Annotated in this window: 18 protein-coding genes; 13 read left to right on the forward strand and 5 right to left on the reverse strand. The window is 66.3% G+C overall.

Translation table 11 applies throughout. The features are described from left to right. Positions 1–107 precede the first annotated feature (107 nt). Both SSA01S_RS03435 and SSA01S_RS03440 read right to left on the reverse strand, forming a co-directional pair. A complete protein-coding gene (locus SSA01S_RS03435; protein ID WP_058715197.1) occupies positions 108–593 on the reverse strand; it encodes a hemerythrin domain-containing protein in 486 nt (161 codons plus the stop codon). 66 nt (positions 594–659) lie between these two features. Next, positions 660–1904 (reverse strand): putative DNA modification/repair radical SAM protein, encoded by a 1245-nt coding sequence (locus SSA01S_RS03440; protein WP_061779243.1) that lies wholly within the window; start codon positions 1902–1904, stop codon positions 660–662. Positions 1905–2010: 106 nt separating this feature from the next. Here SSA01S_RS03440 and SSA01S_RS03445 point away from each other — a divergent pair, with 106 nt between their 5' ends. From SSA01S_RS03445 to SSA01S_RS03455, 3 genes are read left to right on the forward strand one after another with little or no spacing between them, the layout of a single operon-like run. Then, entirely contained in the window at positions 2011–2724 is a 714-nt protein-coding gene (locus SSA01S_RS03445) for a DUF4163 domain-containing protein (RefSeq protein ID WP_061779244.1), read from the forward strand. Next, the gene (locus tag SSA01S_RS03450; protein ID WP_061779245.1) at positions 2721–3416 is read left to right on the forward strand and encodes a VIT1/CCC1 transporter family protein; all 696 of its coding nucleotides are present in this window, start codon (positions 2721–2723) and stop codon (positions 3414–3416) included. The genes SSA01S_RS03445 and SSA01S_RS03450 overlap by 4 nt, the downstream gene beginning before the upstream one ends. A gap of 7 nt (positions 3417–3423) precedes the next feature. After that, positions 3424–3855, forward strand: coding sequence for a GFA family protein (locus SSA01S_RS03455; RefSeq protein WP_061779246.1), 432 nt, complete (start codon positions 3424–3426; stop codon positions 3853–3855). Between the two features lie 51 nt (positions 3856–3906). Here SSA01S_RS03455 and SSA01S_RS03460 read toward each other — a convergent pair whose 3' ends face one another. After that, positions 3907–4179 (reverse strand): UvrB/UvrC motif-containing protein, encoded by a 273-nt coding sequence (locus SSA01S_RS03460; RefSeq protein ID WP_061779247.1) that lies wholly within the window; start codon positions 4177–4179, stop codon positions 3907–3909. Between the two features lie 15 nt (positions 4180–4194). Continuing rightward, complete coding sequence (gene mnmA / locus SSA01S_RS03465; protein ID WP_061779248.1) at positions 4195–5313, reverse strand: tRNA 2-thiouridine(34) synthase MnmA; 1119 nt, start codon at positions 5311–5313, stop codon at positions 4195–4197. Positions 5314–5466: 153 nt separating this feature from the next. Between mnmA and SSA01S_RS03470 the strand changes: the two genes are divergently transcribed. From SSA01S_RS03470 to SSA01S_RS03480, 3 genes are all read left to right on the forward strand, one after another. Further along, positions 5467–5697, forward strand: coding sequence for a hypothetical protein (locus SSA01S_RS03470; protein ID WP_058715190.1), 231 nt, complete (start codon positions 5467–5469; stop codon positions 5695–5697). Between the two features lie 95 nt (positions 5698–5792). After that, positions 5793–6092, forward strand: a complete 300-nt coding sequence (gene sciP, locus SSA01S_RS03475; RefSeq protein ID WP_058715229.1) for a CtrA inhibitor SciP — start codon at positions 5793–5795, stop codon at positions 6090–6092. 158 nt (positions 6093–6250) lie between these two features. Continuing rightward, positions 6251–6508 carry a GlsB/YeaQ/YmgE family stress response membrane protein gene (locus SSA01S_RS03480; RefSeq protein WP_042483991.1) on the forward strand — a complete coding sequence of 86 codons (258 nt, stop codon included), beginning with the start codon at positions 6251–6253 and terminating at the stop codon, positions 6506–6508. 141 nt (positions 6509–6649) lie between these two features. Here the strand turns inward: SSA01S_RS03480 and SSA01S_RS03485 are convergent, their stop codons facing one another. Continuing rightward, entirely contained in the window at positions 6650–7402 is a 753-nt protein-coding gene (locus SSA01S_RS03485; RefSeq protein ID WP_061779249.1) for an SIMPL domain-containing protein, read from the reverse strand. A 201-nt stretch (positions 7403–7603) separates the two neighbouring features. Between SSA01S_RS03485 and SSA01S_RS03490 the strand changes: the two genes are divergently transcribed. The 7 genes from SSA01S_RS03490 (at position 7604) to SSA01S_RS03520 (ending at position 17162) form a co-directional block, all read left to right on the forward strand. Beyond that, complete coding sequence (locus tag SSA01S_RS03490) at positions 7604–8782, forward strand: efflux RND transporter periplasmic adaptor subunit (RefSeq protein WP_061779250.1); 1179 nt, start codon at positions 7604–7606, stop codon at positions 8780–8782. Position 8783: 1 nt separating this feature from the next. Continuing rightward, complete coding sequence (locus SSA01S_RS03495; protein WP_061779251.1) at positions 8784–11993, forward strand: efflux RND transporter permease subunit; 3210 nt, start codon at positions 8784–8786, stop codon at positions 11991–11993. A gap of 275 nt (positions 11994–12268) precedes the next feature. After that, positions 12269–13474, forward strand: a complete 1206-nt coding sequence (locus SSA01S_RS03500) for a DUF445 domain-containing protein (RefSeq protein WP_061779343.1) — start codon at positions 12269–12271, stop codon at positions 13472–13474. 97 nt (positions 13475–13571) lie between these two features. Then, positions 13572–14678, forward strand: coding sequence for an ABC transporter permease (locus SSA01S_RS03505; RefSeq protein WP_061779252.1), 1107 nt, complete (start codon positions 13572–13574; stop codon positions 14676–14678). Further along, a complete protein-coding gene (locus tag SSA01S_RS03510; RefSeq protein ID WP_061779253.1) occupies positions 14678–15595 on the forward strand; it encodes an ABC transporter ATP-binding protein in 918 nt (305 codons plus the stop codon). The genes SSA01S_RS03505 and SSA01S_RS03510 overlap by 1 nt, the downstream gene beginning before the upstream one ends. Next, positions 15595–16557 (forward strand): MlaD family protein, encoded by a 963-nt coding sequence (locus SSA01S_RS03515; RefSeq protein ID WP_061779254.1) that lies wholly within the window; start codon positions 15595–15597, stop codon positions 16555–16557. The genes SSA01S_RS03510 and SSA01S_RS03515 overlap by 1 nt, the downstream gene beginning before the upstream one ends. 44 nt (positions 16558–16601) lie before the next feature. Beyond that, positions 16602–17162 carry an ABC-type transport auxiliary lipoprotein family protein gene (locus tag SSA01S_RS03520; protein WP_170171463.1) on the forward strand — a complete coding sequence of 187 codons (561 nt, stop codon included), beginning with the start codon at positions 16602–16604 and terminating at the stop codon, positions 17160–17162. Positions 17163–17425: the final 263 nt, after the last annotated feature.

Below are 17425 nucleotides of genomic sequence, written 5' to 3' on the forward strand. Positions count from 1 at the left end.
GGGGGGGGGGGGGCGTGCCACACGGGTCATCCTTCGCGGCAAGCCCCCTCCACCATGCTTCGCATGGTCCCCCTCCCCGTGCCGGGGAGGATCAAGGTCCCTCCCAATCAATCGCGCTCGTCGCCGCCCGGTGGGTTGGCCTTGGCTTCCTTCGCCTCGATCGGCTTGCGCTCCTCATAGATTTCCGCGAGCTTTTCTTCGGTCGCGTCGTCGAGTTCCTTCTCGGCGGCGGGGAACATCTCTTCCTCTTCCTCGTCGATATGATGCTCGTAGCGATGGCGCATATGGAAGAATTTCGACTCCCACTCGTCCGACGCGAAGTCGAGGTCCATCATCTCGCCGAGCAGATCGTCGATCTCCTTATGCTCGGACACCGAATGGCGCGCATCGTCGCGCAGTTCGGGTTCGCCCAGCATGGTGGCGTAGAGCGATTCCTCCTCGGCAGCGGCGTGGCTCTGCACCTCGACGCGGAACGTCTCGAACAGCTTCTTGCGCTTGGCGCTGTCGCCCTTCAGCTCGGCGAGCTGCTTCAGCATGTCGCGCTGCTTGTCGTGGTCGCGCTTCAGGTCGGCATAGATGTCGGCGGTGGCCATGATCGTCTCCTTCGCGGAGCGTAACGGCGCACGATGACGCCCGTTTCACCCGCGAATCACTCTCATTCAGGCAAAGAGTTCGAGCTGCTTGTGCGCAGGCTTGACCAGCGGCCTCAGGTCCGCCCGCTCGGCCAGCGCGACCGGACGCCAGTCCTCGGCGATCAGGAAGGGACGCAGCTTGGTGATCGACACGGTGAGCCGCCCGACATCCTCCAGCCGCAGCTTGCGCCATTTGCGGGTCGCGATGATCCGGTCCACCGCCTTCACGCCCAGCCCCGGCACGCGCAGCAGCATCTCGCGCGGGGCGCGGTTGACATCGACGGGAAAGTTCTGCCGGAATTTCAACGCCCAGGCGAGCTTGGGGTCGATGTCGAGCGGCAGCATCCCCGTCGCCTCGTCGGCCGCCGCCGCGACCTCGTTCGGCTGATAGTCATAGAAGCGCATCAGCCAGTCGGACTGGTACAGCCGATGCTCGCGCATCAACGGCGGGCGCTGCAACGGCAGGACGGCGGAGGCATCGGGGATCGGGCTGAACGCCGAATAATAGACACGGCGCAACCGGAACCGGTCGTACAGCGTCGCCGCTCGCCCGACGATGTCGCGGTCGGTGGCGGCATCCGCGCCGACGATCATCTGGGTCGACTGTCCGGCGGGAGCAAAGCCGGGGGCGGACTTGTACTTCTTGGCCGCATCCGTCCGATCCTCGATCGCGGTCTTCACATCCGCCATCGCACCCTCGATCCGACCCGCGTCCTTTTCCGGCGCAAGGCGACGTAGACCGCCGACGGTCGGCAGCTCGACATTGATCGACACGCGGTCGGCATGGACCCCGGCCAGGCGCACCAGCTCGGGATCGGCATCGGGAATGGTCTTCAGGTGGATATAGCCGCGAAAGCCGTGATCCTCCCGCAGGCTGCGTGCGACCTCGACGATCTGCTCCATGGTATAGTCGGACGATTTGATGATGCCCGAGGAGAGAAATAGCCCCTCGATATAATTGCGCCGATAAAAGGCGAGCGTCAGGTTCACCACCTCCTGCGCCGTGAAGCGCGCGCGGCGGACGTTCGACGACTTGCGGTTGATACAATAATGGCAGTCGAAGATGCAGCTGTTGGTCAGCAGGATCTTGAGCAGCGAGATACAGCGGCCATCGGGCGCATAAGCATGGCAGATGCCCATGCCCTCGGTCGATCCGATCCCCTTGCCGTCGCGGCTGTTACGCTTCGACGTGCCGGATGACGCGCAGGAGGCGTCATATTTCGCGGCATCCGCGAGGATCGCCAGCTTTTCACGGGTGTCGAGTTGCGCCATCCGTTCTATATACGTTCCCTGATTGTCGCTCTCAAGAGGAACCGTGCCGCTCATCGCCCGTACAGCGCGTTTGATACAGGAATGAGCCTTTTTGGGGAGATCGGTGATGCGGAACGGATGGATCGCGCTGGCCTTGGTCGGGTGTGCAAGCCCGGTGCTGGCGCAGGACGAAGTGCCGACGGTAAAGACCGCCGATTATGAATTCGGCTATGCCTATCCCGCCGCCGCAGGCCGGGTACCGGGGCTGAAGGCGTGGCTGGAGGCCGATCGCGCGCGGCTTCGTGCCAAGACCATGCGGGACGGCGCGGCCGCGCGGCGCGAGGCGGCGAAGTCGGGCTTTCCTTATCGCCGCTATTCCTATGTGCAGAGCTGGAAGCTGGTGACGCAGACGCCGCGTTTCGTCAGCCTGTCGGGTGACAGCTATGACTATACCGGCGGCGCGCATGGCCAGCCCGCATCCTATGGTCTGGTCTGGGACAAGGCGACGGGGCGGCCGTTGCAGCCCAGGGCGCTCTTCACCTCCGAAGCGGCGCTTCAATCGGTGACACGGACCAGCTATTGTGCGCGGCTGAAGGCCGAGCAGATGCGGCGCACTCAGGGAACGGTGTCGTCCATGAACAGCTGTCCGTCGATCAAGGAGCTGACGCTGTTGCTGGGATCGAGCAACGGCCGGGCGATTGACCGGATCGGGCTGATTGCCGATCCTTATGTCGCGGGCTCCTATGCCGAGGGGACTTATGAGGTGACCTTGCCCGTGACGCCCGCGATCCTGAAAACGGTTAAGCCCGCCTATCGCGCCGCCTTTGCGGTGCGGCCGTGACCGCCCCGCATCGCGAACGCCACCGGATCGACCGGGTCGGCTGGCTGCGCGCGTCGGTTCTGGGGGCCAATGACGGGCTGTTGTCGACCGCCAGCCTGGTGGTCGGTGTGACGGCCAGCGGCGCGGACCGCCCGGCAATCCTAGTCGCGGGGCTGGCCGGACTGGTCGCGGGCGCCTTTTCGATGGCGGCGGGCGAATATGTCTCGGTCAGCTCGCAGGCCGATCTGGAAGCCGCCGACCTGGCCCGCGAGAAGGCCGAGCTGGCCGCCGATCCGGTTGCGGAGGAGGCGGAACTGGCCGCCATCTATCACGCGCGGGGTCTGAGCGAGGCGACCGCCCGGCTGGTCGCGCGGGAGCTGATGGCGGGCGATCCGCTGGCCGCGCATGCGCGCGACGAACTGGGCATCACCGACGAAGGGGCGGCACGACCGGTGCAGGCGGCGCTGGCCTCGGCGGCGTCCTTCTCGGTGGGGGCGGCGGTGCCGTTGCTGCTGGCGATCCTGGTGCCGCACAGCGCGGCTTTGTGGGGAATCGTGGCGGGCGTGCTGGTCTGCCTGGCCGCACTCGGGGCGGTCAGCGCGACGGCGGGCGGGGCGAGCCAGTCGAGAGGCGCGGTGCGCGTGCTGATCTGGGGCGTGCTGGCCATGTCGGCGACGGCGGCGATCGGGCATCTGGCGGGGACGGCGTTGTAGGGGAACGATGATGGATGCGGGGAAGGTGCGCATTTCTGGTCAATGCCATTGCGGCAGGGTGCGCTTTCAGGCGACACTAAGCGATGGTTTCCGAACAGTGCGTCGCTGCACCTGTTCCTACTGCCGGATGCGAGGTGCCGTTGCCGTTTCGGCGGATATGGGGGGTGTCGTCGTCACGGAGGGCGAAGAGTTTCTCACCCGATATCGCTTCAACACGGGTCAGGCAGAGCACTTCTTCTGCTCAGCCTGCGGTATTTACACCCATCACCAGAGGCGCTCGAACCAAAATCAATATGGGGTCAACGTGGCATGCCTGGAGGGCATATCGCCATTCGACTTTACGGATGTGCCGGTCAATGACGGGATCAATCATCCAAGTGATACCAACGCCCCGGCGCGACAGGTCGGGGTACTTCGCTTCATCCCGTCGAACGGCTAGTCGCAATACCGGCGGGGTAGGAAATACTCCTCGGCAGGCCGTAGGCCACCGCTAACCCTGCCGCCGCCCGCGCCCCTTGGTCATCGGGTCGGGCTTTTTCGGTGGGACCCAGCCTTCCGGGCGTTCGGGACGCGACTGGCTGGTGCCCAGGCCCATGGTGCCGGGTTGCTGGCGAGTCAGGCCGCTGGTGTCGACGTGCGCATCCGCCGCACCACCGCGCAGCAGGTTGATGCGGTCACGCAGGCGCTTGGCCTCCTCGAAGTCGAGGCGTTCGGCGGCCGCTTCCATCTGGCGGCGCAGGTCTTCGATGCTGGGGCCGGTCATGAGGCGGGAAACGCCTCAGGCGGCGATCCGTGCCGCCTCGGTCTCGGCGATCCAGCCGCCGCCCAGCACCCGGTCGCCGTCATACAGCACCGCTGCCTGGCCCGGCGACACGCCATATTCGGGCGCGTCGAAGACCAGCCGGTCGCCGACCATGCGCGCGGGCACCGGCTTGGCCATCGAGCGGACCTTGGCGAAGAGCGGTCCGTCGAGCGGGCCGAGCACATTCATGCCGGTCAGCCGCGCTGCCTCCACCGCCAGCGCGGTGCGCGGGCCGACGACGACGCGCTTCGTATCCGGCTCCAGCCGGACGACGTAGAGCGGCTCGGGACTGCCGCCGATCTCCAGCCCGCGCCGCTGGCCGACCGTGTAGTGGATCAGGCCACGATGCTCGCCGAGCTTGGCGCCCGACAGATCGACGATGTCGCCGCGCGTATCCGCCTCGGGGCGCAGCTTGCGGACCAGCCCGGCATAGTCGCCATCGGGCACGAAGCAGATATCCTGGCTGTCGGGCTTGGCCGCGACCCCCAGGCCGAGTTCGGCGGCGATCTCGCGCACCCGCGCCTTGGGCAGCGCGCCGAGCGGGAAGCGCAGAAAGTCGAGCTGACCTTGCGTCGTGGCGAACAGGAAATAGCTTTGGTCACGCGCCGGATCGGCGCCGCGATGCAACTCCGCTCGTGCCGCCCCCTCGACCCGGCGGACATAATGGCCCGTCGCCAGGCAATCCGCGCCCAGGTCGCGCGCCAACTTCAGCAGGTCGGTGAACTTGGGGCCCATATTGCACTGGACGCACGGGATGGGGGTACGCCCCGCCAGATATTCGTCGGCAAAGCGGTCGACCACCTGCGTCCGAAAACTGTCTTCATGGTCAAAGACATAATGCGCGATGCCCAGCCGGTCGCAGACCGCGCGCGCGTCGCGAATGTCGCGCCCGGCGCAGCAGGCACCCGCCCGCCCGACCGCTTCGCCATGGTCATAGAGTTGCAGGGTGACGCCGATCGTCTCGGCCCCTGTGGCATGGGCGAGCGCCGCCACGACCGAGCTGTCGACGCCGCCCGACATCGCGACCACGATCCGCTTGGCTCGCGGGTCGCCCCCAAGCTGGAAATCCACCATCTGCTCCATGGTCGCGTCCATACGCCTTTCGCGCCGTGCATGCAAAAAAGGCAAAAAAGACGGGCGGCCCCGTGAATAAGGCGTGCGAAAAAGTGGACATGCTTTCCGGCCTTTACCCGGCTTTCATATCCACCCGATAACAGGGGGCTTCACCAGTCGGGATGGATTGCGCTTTTGGACCTCAGCTTCAACCGGTTTGATCGGGATACCGAACTGACGGTGCTACCGCCCGACCTGGCGGTGCTAATGGTCGGCGCGACCACGCGGCAGGCCGCCAGCCGGACCGCCGCGGTCCAGGCCGGATTCACGCGCGGGGCCCCCGATCCGAGCCTGTTCGCCCCCTTGGACGGGGCGTTCAACGGACCTATGGCACGGGCCCTCGCACGCTGGGGCAGGAATGAATGACACGTTAACCTTTCGATTTTAGGTGATGTTCAAGGGCCCGGGTTATGCAGGGCCAACAGACGACATGGGGTGGGGAGCCCCAGTGAGGTTGCATGATGATCGAGAACCAAAAGATCCGCCCTGCCAAGGTAATCGGGCCACTCGGCGAACCGCTGACGCTCGAAAATCTGCCGCCGCCCAGCACCACACGCTGGGTCGTCCGTCGCAAGGCGGAGGTGGTCGCGGCCGTCAATGGCGGGCTGCTCTCGGTCGACGAGGTCTGCGACCGCTATGGCCTGACCGTCGAGGAATTCGCCGGATGGCAGCGCGCCATCGATCGATCGGGAATGCCCGGCCTGCGCGTGACCCGCATCCAGCATTATCGCTCGCTCTACGAACGCCAGCAGAAATATTGATCGCGGCACCGCTTGGGAGCGAAGCGGCATAAAAACGATCGCATCATTGACTTCTTGAAAACGGTTCATCGAATCGCCGGTACGGGGACGGAACAATAACCGGCATTCGCACGTCTTCCCCCCGTGTCCCGCTCGCGGGCCCAACGGAGGGAAAGACAATGGGTATTATCCTGTGGCTTATCGTCGGTGGTGTCATTGGCTGGCTGGCCAGCATCATCATGCGTACCGATGCTCAGCAGGGCATCTTCCTGAACATCGTCGTCGGTGTCGTCGGCGCGTTCATCGGCGGCCTGATTTTCGCAGGTGGCTCGATCAACAATGCCGGTCTGACGCTGACCTCGTTCCTCGTTTCGCTGCTGGGCGCTGTCGTCCTGCTGGCGATCGTGAACCTGGTTCGTCGCGGTCGGGTGCGTTAAACAACGCATCTGCTCGTTGAGCCAGAAAAAGCCGTCCGGGCGACCGGGCGGCTTTTTTCGTGTGTCGGGTATGGCGCGGACCTTGATCTGCCCACCGGAACGGTCGCCCCCATGCCGTCAAGGCGATGGGGGCGTCATCACTCAGTTCAGCAGGAAGCGGACCGAGACATTGACGGTCACGTCGCGCTCGCCGGGGGCGATGCTGGTTTTTTCCATCGCGTCGGAGCGCATCGCCATCGTGCGGATCATCATCGGCGGCTGCGGGCCACCCGCATCCGCGCCGTTCTCGGTGATCGAGACGATCCGCGTCACCCGCATCCCCGCCGCCTTGGCATAGAGCTCGGCGCGGGCGCGGGCGCGCTGGACCGCATCGGCCCGGGCCTCGTCCAGCGCGGCATCGGGCTTGTCGATCGACAGGTTGGGCCCCTCGATCTGGTTCGACCCTTGCGCGACCAGGGCGTCCAGGATGCTGCCCGACTTGGCGATGTCGCGGAAGCGGATGCTGAGTGTGTTGGTCGCCTGATAGCCGGTGATGGCCGGCGGCACATTATCACCATAGCGATATTGCGGCTGGAGCTGGACGATCGCGGTCTGAATGTCGCGGTCGGCGACTCCGGCACGCTTCACCGCCGCCAGCACACGAGCCATGCGCTGGGCATTGTCGCTGAGCGCGGCGGCGGCGGTCGCGCCCTGGCTGACCACACCGGCGCGAATGGTCGCGATGTCGGGCACGCGCGTCGTGCGCCCCTCGGCCGAGATGTCGAGCACGGTGCCGGCGGCGGGGACCAGCGGTTCGACGGTGGTCGGCGCGGACGCGCTTTGCGCCTGTGCCATGCCGGGAATCAGCGCGGCGGGGGCCAGCGCGGCGGCAAGCAGGATCTTGTTCATCATCATCTCCCTTTGATGCGGCCAAGGCTTTGGCGGACATCGGCAAAACGTGCGATGAACGCGTCGGAATCATCTTTGAGCCAGCTTGATCCAGACATGTGCAAAGATGCTTGTACAGGGTGCTATATTTCTATAACACAGCCGTTAATGGCGCCTTCTGCGTAGGTTGCACGCAATGGGAATGCGGGTCGGGGATCGGTGACAAACATGAATTACGAGACGGGGGCGATTGGTGGCGGCCAGCATCTGGGTCTGGAAGGGCCCGCGCCCCGGCGGCGCGGACGCTGGATCTGGGTGGTCGTGGCGATCGTTGCCGTGGCGCTGCTCGGCTGGGTCCTGTTCGCGCCCAAGAAGCATGAGGCGGGCCAGGGAGCGGGTGCGGGAACGCAGGTGCCCAACATCACCGTGGTCGTGCCGGGCCAGCAGTCGGTCAGTCGCGAAATCTCCGCGACCGGCACACTGGCGGCGCGGCGCGAGATGCCGGTCGGCGTCGCGGGCGAGGGCGGCATGATCACCCGCGTCCTGGTCGAGCCGGGCCAGTGGGTCCGCGCCGGACAGGTGCTGGCGACTGTCGATCGCTCCGTGCAGACCCAGACCGCCTCGGCGCTGAATGCGCAGATCGCGGTGGCCCAGTCGGACCAGAAGATCGCGCAGGCCGAACTCGACCGCGCCCAGCAGCTGGTCGATCGCGGTTTTATCTCCAAGGCGGACCTCCAGCGCCGCGCCGCGACCCGCGATGCCGCCGCCGCGCGCGTCCGGCAGGCGCAGGCCTCCTATAAGGAAGCCCTGGCGCGCAACGGCCGCCTTGACATCCGTGCGCCCGCCGAAGGGCTGATCCTGACCCGCGCCGCCGAGCCGGGCCAGATCGTCAGCTCGGGTTCGGGCGTGCTGTTCCGCATGGCGATGGGCGGCCAGATGGAGCTGCGGGCCCAGTTGGCCGAATCCGACCTAGTCGGCCTGGCCGTGGGCGCCCCCGCGACCGTCACGCCGGTCGGCGGCGCCAAGAGCTTCAAGGGCGAGGTGTGGCAGGTGTCGCCGGTCATCGACCCGCAGACCCGCCAGGGCGTGGCGCGCATCGCGCTGTCCTATGACCCCGCGCTGCGTCCCGGTGGTTTTGCCGCCGCCACGATCCGCGGCGGCACGGCGCGTGCGCCGGTCCTGCCGGACTCGGCGATCCAGAGCGATGACAAGGGCAGCTTCGTCTACATCGTCGGACCCGACGACAAGGTGGCGCGCCGCAACATCAAGATCGGGCAGGTCTCGGACAACGGTGTGACCATCGCCTCGGGCCTGAAGGGCGATGAGCGGGTGGTGCGTTCGGCGGGCGGCTTCCTGGCGGCGGGCCAGCTGGTTCATCCCATCGTGGCAGGCCAGGGGGCCCAGTAAGATGAGTTTCCGCAACATCTCGGCCTGGGCGATCCGGAACCCCGTTCCGCCGATCGTCCTGTTTGTCGCGCTGACGCTGGCGGGCATCGTCAGCTTCATGCGGATGGACGTGAACAACGACCCCGACATCGATTTCCCGATCGTCGTGGTCGTCGTGAACCAGCCGGGTGCGGCCCCGACCGAACTGGAGACGCAAGTCACCCAGCGGGTCGAGGCGGCGTTGCGGAACCTGCAGGGCGTCGACCAGATCACCTCGACCGTGACCGAGGGCACGTCGCAGACGCTGGTCCAGCTCGACATCGGCACCCCCATCGACCGCGCGGTTAGCGATGCGCGCGATGCGATCACCCAGATCCGCTCGATGCTGCCCGACGGTATTCTCGAGCCGCAGGTGATCCGCGTCGATTCGACCGATAACGACCTCGCCAGTTACTCGGCGGTGGCGTCCAACATGACGCCCGAACAGCTCAGCTGGTATATCGACAACAACGTCACCAAGGAGCTGTTGTCGGTTCCCGGCCTGTCCAAGGTCATCCGCAATGGCGGCGTGACGCGCGAGATTCGCGTCATCCTCGATCCACTGAAGCTCCAGGCCCAGGGGCTGACCGCCAGCGAGGTCAACGCCCAGCTGCGCATGACCAACCTGAACGCGGCGGGCGGCCGGGCCGAGATTGCGGGCACCGAGCAGGCGGTGCGCGTGCTGGGCAATGCGCGCAACGCCTATGACCTGGGCCAGACCCAGATCAACGTGCGCGGCGGCCGTACCGTGCGGCTGGCCGACATCGCCACCGTGCGCGACCTTTATGCCGAGCAGCGTTCGCAGGCTGCGGTCGACGGGCGGCAGGTCATCAGCTTCGACTTCCAGCGCGCCAAGGGCGCCTCGGACGTCAGCGTCTATAACGGCGCGGTCGAGAAGCTGAAGGCGCTGGAAAAGCGCAACCCGGAGGTGAAGTTCGTCCTCCGCTCGAACAGCGTGAAATATACCGAGGCGCAATATGAAAGCGCCATCCATGCGATGATCGAAGGCGCGGTGCTGGCCGTCATCGTCGTCTTCATCTTCCTGCGCGACTGGCGCGCGACGGTGATCTCGGCGCTGGCGATACCGCTGTCGGCGATTCCGGCCTTCTGGTTCATGGACCTGCTGGGCTTCACGCTGAACCAGATGACGCTGCTTGCGCTCAGCCTGGTGGCGGGTGTGCTGGTCGACGATGCGATCGTGGAGATCGAGAATATCGTCCGGCACATGCGCATGGGCAAATCCGCCTATCAGGCGTCGATCGACGCGGCGGACGAGATCGGTCTCGCCGTGCTGGCGACCACCATGGCGATCGTCGCGGTGTTCCTGCCGGTCGCGCTGATGCCGGGCGTGCCGGGCCAGTATTTCAAGAATTTCGGTCTGACCGTCGTCGTCTCGGTGCTGATGAGCCTGGCGGTGGCGCGCATGATCACGCCGATGATCGCGGCCTATTTCCTGAAGTCGGCGGGCCATGCCAGCCATGGCGAAGGCAGGCTGATGGACGCCTATATGGCGACGTTGCGCTGGTCGCTGCGGTTCGACCGGCCGACCGATGGGGTGAAGCGGGGGCTGTTCCGGCGCATCCTGGGCCGGTTCCGCGACCATCGCCTGTGGGTGATCGGCATCGGCGTCGGCGCGTTCGTGCTGACCGTGGTGATGTTCGCCATCATCCCCAAGACCTTCCAGCCGCCGCAGGACAATGACCAGGCGGTCGCCAAGATCGAGATGGTGCCCGGCACGACGCTGGCCCAGACCGATGCTGTCGTAAAAAAGGTTGCGACCTTCCTGAAGAAGCAGCCCGACGTCGAATCGGTCTATTCGCGCACGAGTGTCGGCAATGGCCGGGTGGTCGCGACGCTGAAGGAGGATCGCTCGATGAAGAGCACCGACTTCGAGCGTTCGCTGGCTCCCCAACTGGCGGCGATCCCCGACGCGCGCGTGACCTTCCAGTCGCAGTTCGGCTGGGGATCGAGCGGGCGTGACCTGACCATCACGCTGGGCGGCGACGACCCCGCCGTGCTGCGCGATACCGCCAACAAGATCGTGCAGCAGATGGGCACGCTGCCCGGCCTTGTCGCGCCGCGCATCGTCGGCAATCTCGACCGGCCGGAAATCGTCATCCGTCCGCGCCTCGACCTCGCGGCCAATCTGGGCGTGACGACTCAGGCGCTGTCGAGTGCGATCCGCATCGCGACGCTGGGCGATATCGACCAGAATTCGGCGCGCTTCTCGCTGTCGGACCGCCAGGTGCCGATCCGCGTCGCGCTCGACCAGAATGCCCGCGCCCGGCTGTCGACCATCCAGAACCTGCCGGTGCAGACCCAGACCGGCGGCTCGGTGCCCTTGAGCGTCGTCGCCGATATCGGCCTGGGCGCAGGGCCGACCCAGATCGACCGCGTGAACCAGCGGCGTCAGGTGACGGTCGGCGCGGACCTCGCCAAGGGCGTCATCAGCGGCGACGCGATGAAGAAGGTCCATGACCTGCCCATCATGAAGAACCTGCCCATGGGGGTCAGCGAGATGGTGCTGGGCCAGGCCAAGATGCAGGCGGAGATGATGAAGAACTTCTTCACCGCCATCATCTCGGCGATCTTCCTGGTCTTCGCGGTGCTGGTGCTGCTCTATCGCCGCTTCCTGCCGCCCTTCGTCAACATGGCCTCGCTGCTGCTGGCACCGCTGGGCGGGTTGCTGGCGCTGTATTTCAGCGGCAATCCGCTGTCGCTGCCGGTCTATATCGGCCTGCTGATGCTGCTGGGTATCGTCGCCAAGAACTCGATCCTGCTGATCGACTTCGCGCTGGAGGAGATCGCCAAGGGCGTGCCGATCCGCGAGGCGGTGCTGGACGCCGGGCACAAGCGCGCCCAGCCGATCGTGATGACCACGGTCGCGATGGTCGCGGGCATGATCCCGACCGCGCTGTCGCTGGGCGGTGACGGATCGTGGCGCAGCCCGATGGGCGTGACGGTGATCGGCGGCCTTGCCATGTCGACCATCCTCACCCTGTTGATCGTGCCCGCCGCGTTCAGCCTGGCGGTCGGTGTCGAACGCTGGATCGGCCCGCGCCTGGGCCGGCGATTGCTGACCTATACGCCCGGTGATGAACTGGGAAGCGGTGGCCCGGTGATCGAGGGGCCTGCGGGCGGCCCCGCGTTGCCGCCCGCGACCGGCAAGCTGGGATATGATCCGGCGGAGTGAGTTGTGATCTTCCTCCCCTGCAAGGGGAGGTGGCGCGCGTAGCGCGTCGGAGGGGTGTAGCCGGTCGTGATGGAGACGATCGCTGGCCGTGACACCCCTCCACCAGCTTCGCTGGTCCCCCTCCCCTTGCAGGGGAGGAATGAAGAACCGCCCCGTTTCGTTACGCTCGGGAAAGATTCCTCTTGAACAAAGTCGCGTCCCACGAATTGTCCTGAATGATGGAAGTCGCCATGCGATCGGGGGGTAGCCAGACCGTTCCACCCGCCCTGCGGAAGATGCGGGTCGTGGCGACGGGGCTGCTGGTCCTAATGGCAGCACTGTTCCTTTTGTCGCGCGCGATGCAGCCGGTCCATCCGGCCTGGGGTTTCGTCCGCGCCTTTGCCGAGGCGGCGATGGTCGGCGGACTGGCCGACTGGTTCGCCGTTACCGCGCTGTTCCGCCATCCGCTCGGCCTGCCCATTCCGCATACCGCGATCGTGCCGCGCAACAAGGACCGGATCGGCGACACGCTTGCCAATTTCCTGCGCACCAATTTCCTGATCCCGCGCGTGGTCGCACGGCGGATGCACAGGTTGGACGTGGCGGGCGCGGCGGGGCGTTGGCTGGCGCAGCCGCCGCAGGAGGGCGGGCGTATCCGGCGCGGGGCCTCGCGCCTGTTCGCCGAGATGCTGACCGCCTTCGATCCTCAGCGGCTGGGCGGCATGGTGAAGGCAGGGATCGCCGGGCGGCTGCGCGCGACCGAGGTCTCGCCGATCCTGGGCCAGTTGCTCAGGGCCAGCATCGCCGAGGGCCGGCATCTGCCGCTGCTCGACTCCGTCCTGCGCTGGGCTGCTTCCGCGCTGGAAGCGAACGAGACGATCGTTCGCACGATGGTGCACGAGCGGGCTGGGGCCATCCTGCGCTGGACCGGTCTGGACGAGACGCTGGCCGACAAGCTGATCGACGGGCTGCACAAGCTGCTCCACGATGTCGCGGAAGATCGTGACCACCCGCTGCGTCAGAAGATCGAGGAGGGGCTGGATCGTCTTGCCTGGGACCTGCAGTATGATCCGCGCACCCGCGAGCGGGTCGAGGCGATGAAGGCGGACCTCATCGTGAACCCGGCGATGCAGCGCTGGCTCGACGGACTGTGGGAACAGGCGCGCGAAGCCCTGCTGCGCATGGCCCGCGATCCGCAGGCGGTGACCGCCGGGAAGCTGGGCGAGACGCTGCGTCAGCTGGGCCAGACATTGCAGGACGATCCCCGGCTGTCGGCCACCATCAACCGCTTCGTGCGCCGCGCAGTGGCGGGCGTCGCGGCCGATTATGGCAACGGTATCGTCCGGCTGGTGTCGGAGACGGTGCGCGGCTGGGACGCCGATACCGTTACCTCGCGACTGGAAAACGCGGTGGGGCGCGACCTGCAATATATCCGTATCAACGGCACGCTGGTGGGTGGCAGTGTCGGCCTGATCCTGCATGTCGTGGATCGGCTGCTATGAAAACGTCACTCAATCGTCTAATTACCGCGAATAGTCGATTCGTCGCTGCTATGAAGCGCCTTGTCGATGCTCCCGCTTTCCCGCAAAGAGGCAGGTGATGAACGCCAAGGCCGATTATCAGCATGATGCGGGGGATGGGGGCGCGCTGCGCTTTTCCGGCAGCCTGTCGCTGGCGACGCTGGGCGACCTGCCCGAACGGCTTGACCGGGAGGAGGGGAGGGTCCGGCGGATCGACCTGTCCCAGGTCGACCGTATCGACACGGTCGGCGCGTGGCTGATCCACCGGTTCGCCGCCCGCAATGATGCCCAGATCGAAGGGCTGGACGACGACCAGCAGCATCTGTTCGCCAAGGTGGTCGAGGCGGACCAGCCGGTCGCGATGCGGCCCAAGCCGGTCAGCCCCTTTTCGCGGGTCGCGGGCGAGGTCGGCGATGCGGTCGTCGCGGCCTTCCAGACGCTTTACGGCCTGCTGGGCTTCATGGGCGCGACGGTGCTGGCCGGGCTGGCGGTGATCCGCCATCCGCGCCGTTTCCGGTTCAACGCGGTGGTGCATGAGTTCGAGACGGTCGGCGTCTCCGCGCTGGCCATCATCGGACTGATGAGCTTCCTGATCGGCATCGTCATCGCGCAACAGGGGGCGGTGCAGCTCCGCCAGTTCGGCGCGGAGGTCTTCACGATCAATCTGGTCGGTCGCCTGACGCTGCGGGAGCTGGGCGTGCTGATGACCGCGATCATGGTCGCGGGGCGCTCGGGCTCGGCCTTTGCCGCGCAACTGGGCACGATGAAGCTGACCGAAGAGATCGACGCGATGCGCGTCATCGGCGTGTCACCGATGGAGGCGCTGGTCGTGCCGCGCACGCTGGCGGCGGTGACGCTGATGCCGCTGCTCGGTTTCTACTCCTCGCTGATCGCGATCATCGGCGGTGGTTTCCTGGCGGCGGTGTCGCTGGGCATTCCGCCCGTCACTTTCGTGTCGCGCATTCGCGAAGTGGTGCCGATCACCGACCTATATGTCGGCCTAATCAAGGCCCCCGTCTTCGGCGCGATCATCGCGATCGCGGGCTGTTTCCAGGGGATGCAGGTCAAGTCGGATGCCGAGCAGGTCGGCCTGCGCACCACGGCGGCGGTGGTGCAGGCGATCTTCTTGGTGATCGTGCTCGACGCGTTCTTCGCGGTCTTCTTCACCTGGATCGGATGGGATTGATGGCCGAGCAGGACGATATCCTCATCCACATCCGGGGCCTGCGCAACAGCTTTGGCGAGCAGGTCATCCATGATGGCCTCGACCTCGACGTGCATCGCGGTGAGATTCTGGGCGTGGTCGGCGGGTCGGGCACCGGCAAGTCGGTGCTGATGCGCACGATCATCGGCCTCCAAAATCCCGATGCGGGCGACATCACCGTCTTCGGCGAGCAGACCATCGGCCGTGACGCGACCGAGGCGATCGATGTCCGCAAGCGCTGGGGCGTGCTGTTCCAAGGCGGTGCGCTGTTTTCGACACTGACCGTGGCGGAGAATGTCGCGGTGCCGCTGAAGGAATTTTACCGCGATCTGCCCCAGGCGTTGATGGACGAGATCGCGTCCTACAAGGTCGTGATGACCGGCCTGCCCGCCGATGCGGGACCCAAATACCCGGCCGAACTGTCCGGCGGCATGAAGAAGCGCGCCGGGCTGGCCCGGGCGCTGGCGCTCGACCCTGAACTGCTGTTCCTGGACGAACCGACGGCGGGCCTCGACCCGATCGGCGCGGCGGCGTTCGACCAGTTGATCGCCTCGCTCCAGAAGACATTGGGGCTGACCGTCTTCCTCATCACCCATGACCTGGATACGCTCTATGCGATCTGTGACCGGGTGGCGGTGCTGGCCGACAAGAAGGTGATCGCGGTCGGGACGATTGACGAGCTGATCGCGCTCGACCATCCGTGGATCGAGGAATATTTCAAGGGCCCGCGCGGTCGCGCCGCCATCGCCGCCAAGGACGAAGTGGCCGATATCCGGCCCCGTTCGGCGGACACGGATGCCGCGCGCCACCCCACCGAAGTCGACGCCGATGCCACGGGACACCATTCCCAAGGCAGTGCGGCCGATGCCCATGCGAGAGGCGAAGCAGGGACACGCTGATGGAAACCCGTTCAAACCACGTCCTCGTCGGCTCTGTCGTGCTGATCCTGCTCGCAGTGCTGGCCATCTTCACCGTCTGGATCGCCCGTCTGGGCGGCACGACGGAGAAGGAATATGACATCTTCTTCCGCCAGTCGGTGGACGGCCTGGCCAAGGGCTCGGCGGTCACCTATTCGGGCGTGCCGTCGGGCCAGGTGAAGGAAATCGCGCTCTGGCGCCCCGATCCGCAGTTCGTGCGCGTCCGCGTCTCCGTCAATGACCAGACGCCGATCCTGCAGGGCACGACCGCGTCGATCTCGGCCAGCTTCACCGGCACCAGCACCATCTCGCTGGATGGCGCGCGCAAGGGCGCGCCGCCGATCGCCTGTCCGGTGCCGGAGAACAAGACCGTCTGCCCATACGGCGTGCCGGTTATCCCGACCAAGCAGGGCGGCATCGGGGCGATCCTGAACTCCGCGCCGCAGCTGCTCGAGCGGCTGTCGACGCTGACCGAGCGTCTGACCGGCCTGCTATCGGATCGTAACCAAGCGTCGATCGCGGGCATTCTGGACAACACCAACCGTCTGACCGACGCGCTGGCCGATCGCGGGCCGGAGATCGCCGCGACGCTGGCGCAGACCCGCGTGGCGATCCAGCAGGCGGGTGACGCAGCCCAGTCGATCGGCCAGCTGGCGGCGACCACCAACGGCCTGCTCGCCGAAGAGGTCAAGCCGACCATGACCAATCTGAACAAGGCGATCGCCTCGGCACAGAAGAGCGCGGACACGCTGAATTCGGCGATCGGCGATGCGCAGCCGGGCCTGCAGACCTTCTCGAAGCAGACCGTGCCGGAGGTGGATCGTCTGGTGCGCGACCTGCGCGTGATGACCCAGTCGCTGTCGGCGGTCGCCGAAAAGGTCGACCAGCAGGGCGCGGGGTCGCTGATCGGGCAGCAGAAGCTGCCGGACTATAAGGGCAAGTGAGGAAGCCGATGAGGACCGTCATAAAGACTCCGCTGATCGTTCTGATGGCATCGCTTCCGCTGGCGGGCTGCATCAGCTTCGGCGCCAAGCCGCCGCCCTCGCTATTGACGCTCCAGGCGCAGTCGGCGCCGACCGTCGGCCAGACGCAGGATTCGGCGCGCGCCAAGTCGATCACCATCCAAGTGCCGACCACGCCGCAGGAACTGGCGACCGCTCGCGTGCCGGTGCAGGAGGATGCGACCAGCATCGCCTATGTGAAGGATGCGCAATGGGCTGAGCCGCCCGCGCGCCTTTTCGCGCGGCTGATGGCCGACACGCTGACCGCGCGGGTGAACCGCGTCGTGCTGTCGGCGCGGGACTCGGTGAGCGATCCGGGCGATCGGCTGGCGGGTGAGCTGCGCCAGTTCGGCATGGACGCGACGCGGCGCGATGCGGTGGTGATATTCGATGCGGCGCTCCAGCGTGACGGCCAGACCGGCGTCGAAAAGCGTCGGTTCGAGGCGCGCGTGCCGGTTGGCAAGATCGACGCGGCAAGCGTCGGCCCCGCGCTGAACCAGGCGGCAAACCAGGTGGCGCAGCAAGTGTCCGACTGGGTAGGGCGGTAAACCTCTTTTCCTTCCCTGATAAGGGGGGGGTGGCGGGCCGCAGGCCTGACGGAGGGGTTTCCCGGTTGGCGTCGAGCGCCACTGGTAGCGGCGACACCCCTCCACCAGCTTCGCTGGTTCCCCTCCCCTTGCAGGGGAGGAATTTGTTTTTCTTCGGAACTTTCGCCTTTCCAAAACGTGTGCGGCGAGATGAAGGAAATCTGCCCTATCCGTCACACTTTGCGACAGAAACGCACTGGACGGGGCCGTAACGGCACGGCACG

The sequence above is a fragment of the Sphingomonas sanguinis NBRC 13937 genome, from assembly GCF_001591005.1.
Classification (GTDB): Bacteria; Pseudomonadota; Alphaproteobacteria; order Sphingomonadales; family Sphingomonadaceae; genus Sphingomonas; species Sphingomonas sanguinis.

Excerpts from the sequence above, each read along its gene's own strand:
- SSA01S_RS03495 (WP_061779251.1), top strand. The coding sequence starts at position 8,784 with ATGAGTTTCCGCAACATCTCGGCCTGGGCGATCCGGAACCCCGTTCCG.
- SSA01S_RS03500 (WP_061779343.1), top strand. The coding sequence starts at position 12,269 with ATGCGGGTCGTGGCGACGGGGCTGCTGGTCCTAATGGCAGCACTGTTC.
- SSA01S_RS03490 (WP_061779250.1), top strand. The coding sequence starts at position 7,604 with ATGAATTACGAGACGGGGGCGATTGGTGGCGGCCAGCATCTGGGTCTG.
- SSA01S_RS03505 (WP_061779252.1), top strand. The coding sequence starts at position 13,572 with ATGAACGCCAAGGCCGATTATCAGCATGATGCGGGGGATGGGGGCGCG.
- SSA01S_RS03435 (WP_058715197.1), bottom strand. The coding sequence starts at position 593 with ATGGCCACCGCCGACATCTATGCCGACCTGAAGCGCGACCACGACAAG.
- SSA01S_RS03455 (WP_061779246.1), top strand. The coding sequence starts at position 3,424 with ATGATGGATGCGGGGAAGGTGCGCATTTCTGGTCAATGCCATTGCGGC.
- SSA01S_RS03515 (WP_061779254.1), top strand. The coding sequence starts at position 15,595 with ATGGAAACCCGTTCAAACCACGTCCTCGTCGGCTCTGTCGTGCTGATC.
- SSA01S_RS03460 (WP_061779247.1), bottom strand. The coding sequence starts at position 4,179 with ATGACCGGCCCCAGCATCGAAGACCTGCGCCGCCAGATGGAAGCGGCC.
- sciP (WP_058715229.1), top strand. The coding sequence starts at position 5,793 with ATGATCGAGAACCAAAAGATCCGCCCTGCCAAGGTAATCGGGCCACTC.
- SSA01S_RS03520 (WP_170171463.1), top strand. The coding sequence starts at position 16,602 with ATGGCATCGCTTCCGCTGGCGGGCTGCATCAGCTTCGGCGCCAAGCCG.
- SSA01S_RS03445 (WP_061779244.1), top strand. The coding sequence starts at position 2,011 with ATGCGGAACGGATGGATCGCGCTGGCCTTGGTCGGGTGTGCAAGCCCG.
- SSA01S_RS03510 (WP_061779253.1), top strand. The coding sequence starts at position 14,678 with ATGGCCGAGCAGGACGATATCCTCATCCACATCCGGGGCCTGCGCAAC.
- mnmA (WP_061779248.1), bottom strand. The coding sequence starts at position 5,313 with ATGGACGCGACCATGGAGCAGATGGTGGATTTCCAGCTTGGGGGCGAC.
- SSA01S_RS03440 (WP_061779243.1), bottom strand. The coding sequence starts at position 1,904 with ATGGCGCAACTCGACACCCGTGAAAAGCTGGCGATCCTCGCGGATGCC.
- SSA01S_RS03485 (WP_061779249.1), bottom strand. The coding sequence starts at position 7,402 with ATGATGATGAACAAGATCCTGCTTGCCGCCGCGCTGGCCCCCGCCGCG.
- SSA01S_RS03480 (WP_042483991.1), top strand. The coding sequence starts at position 6,251 with ATGGGTATTATCCTGTGGCTTATCGTCGGTGGTGTCATTGGCTGGCTG.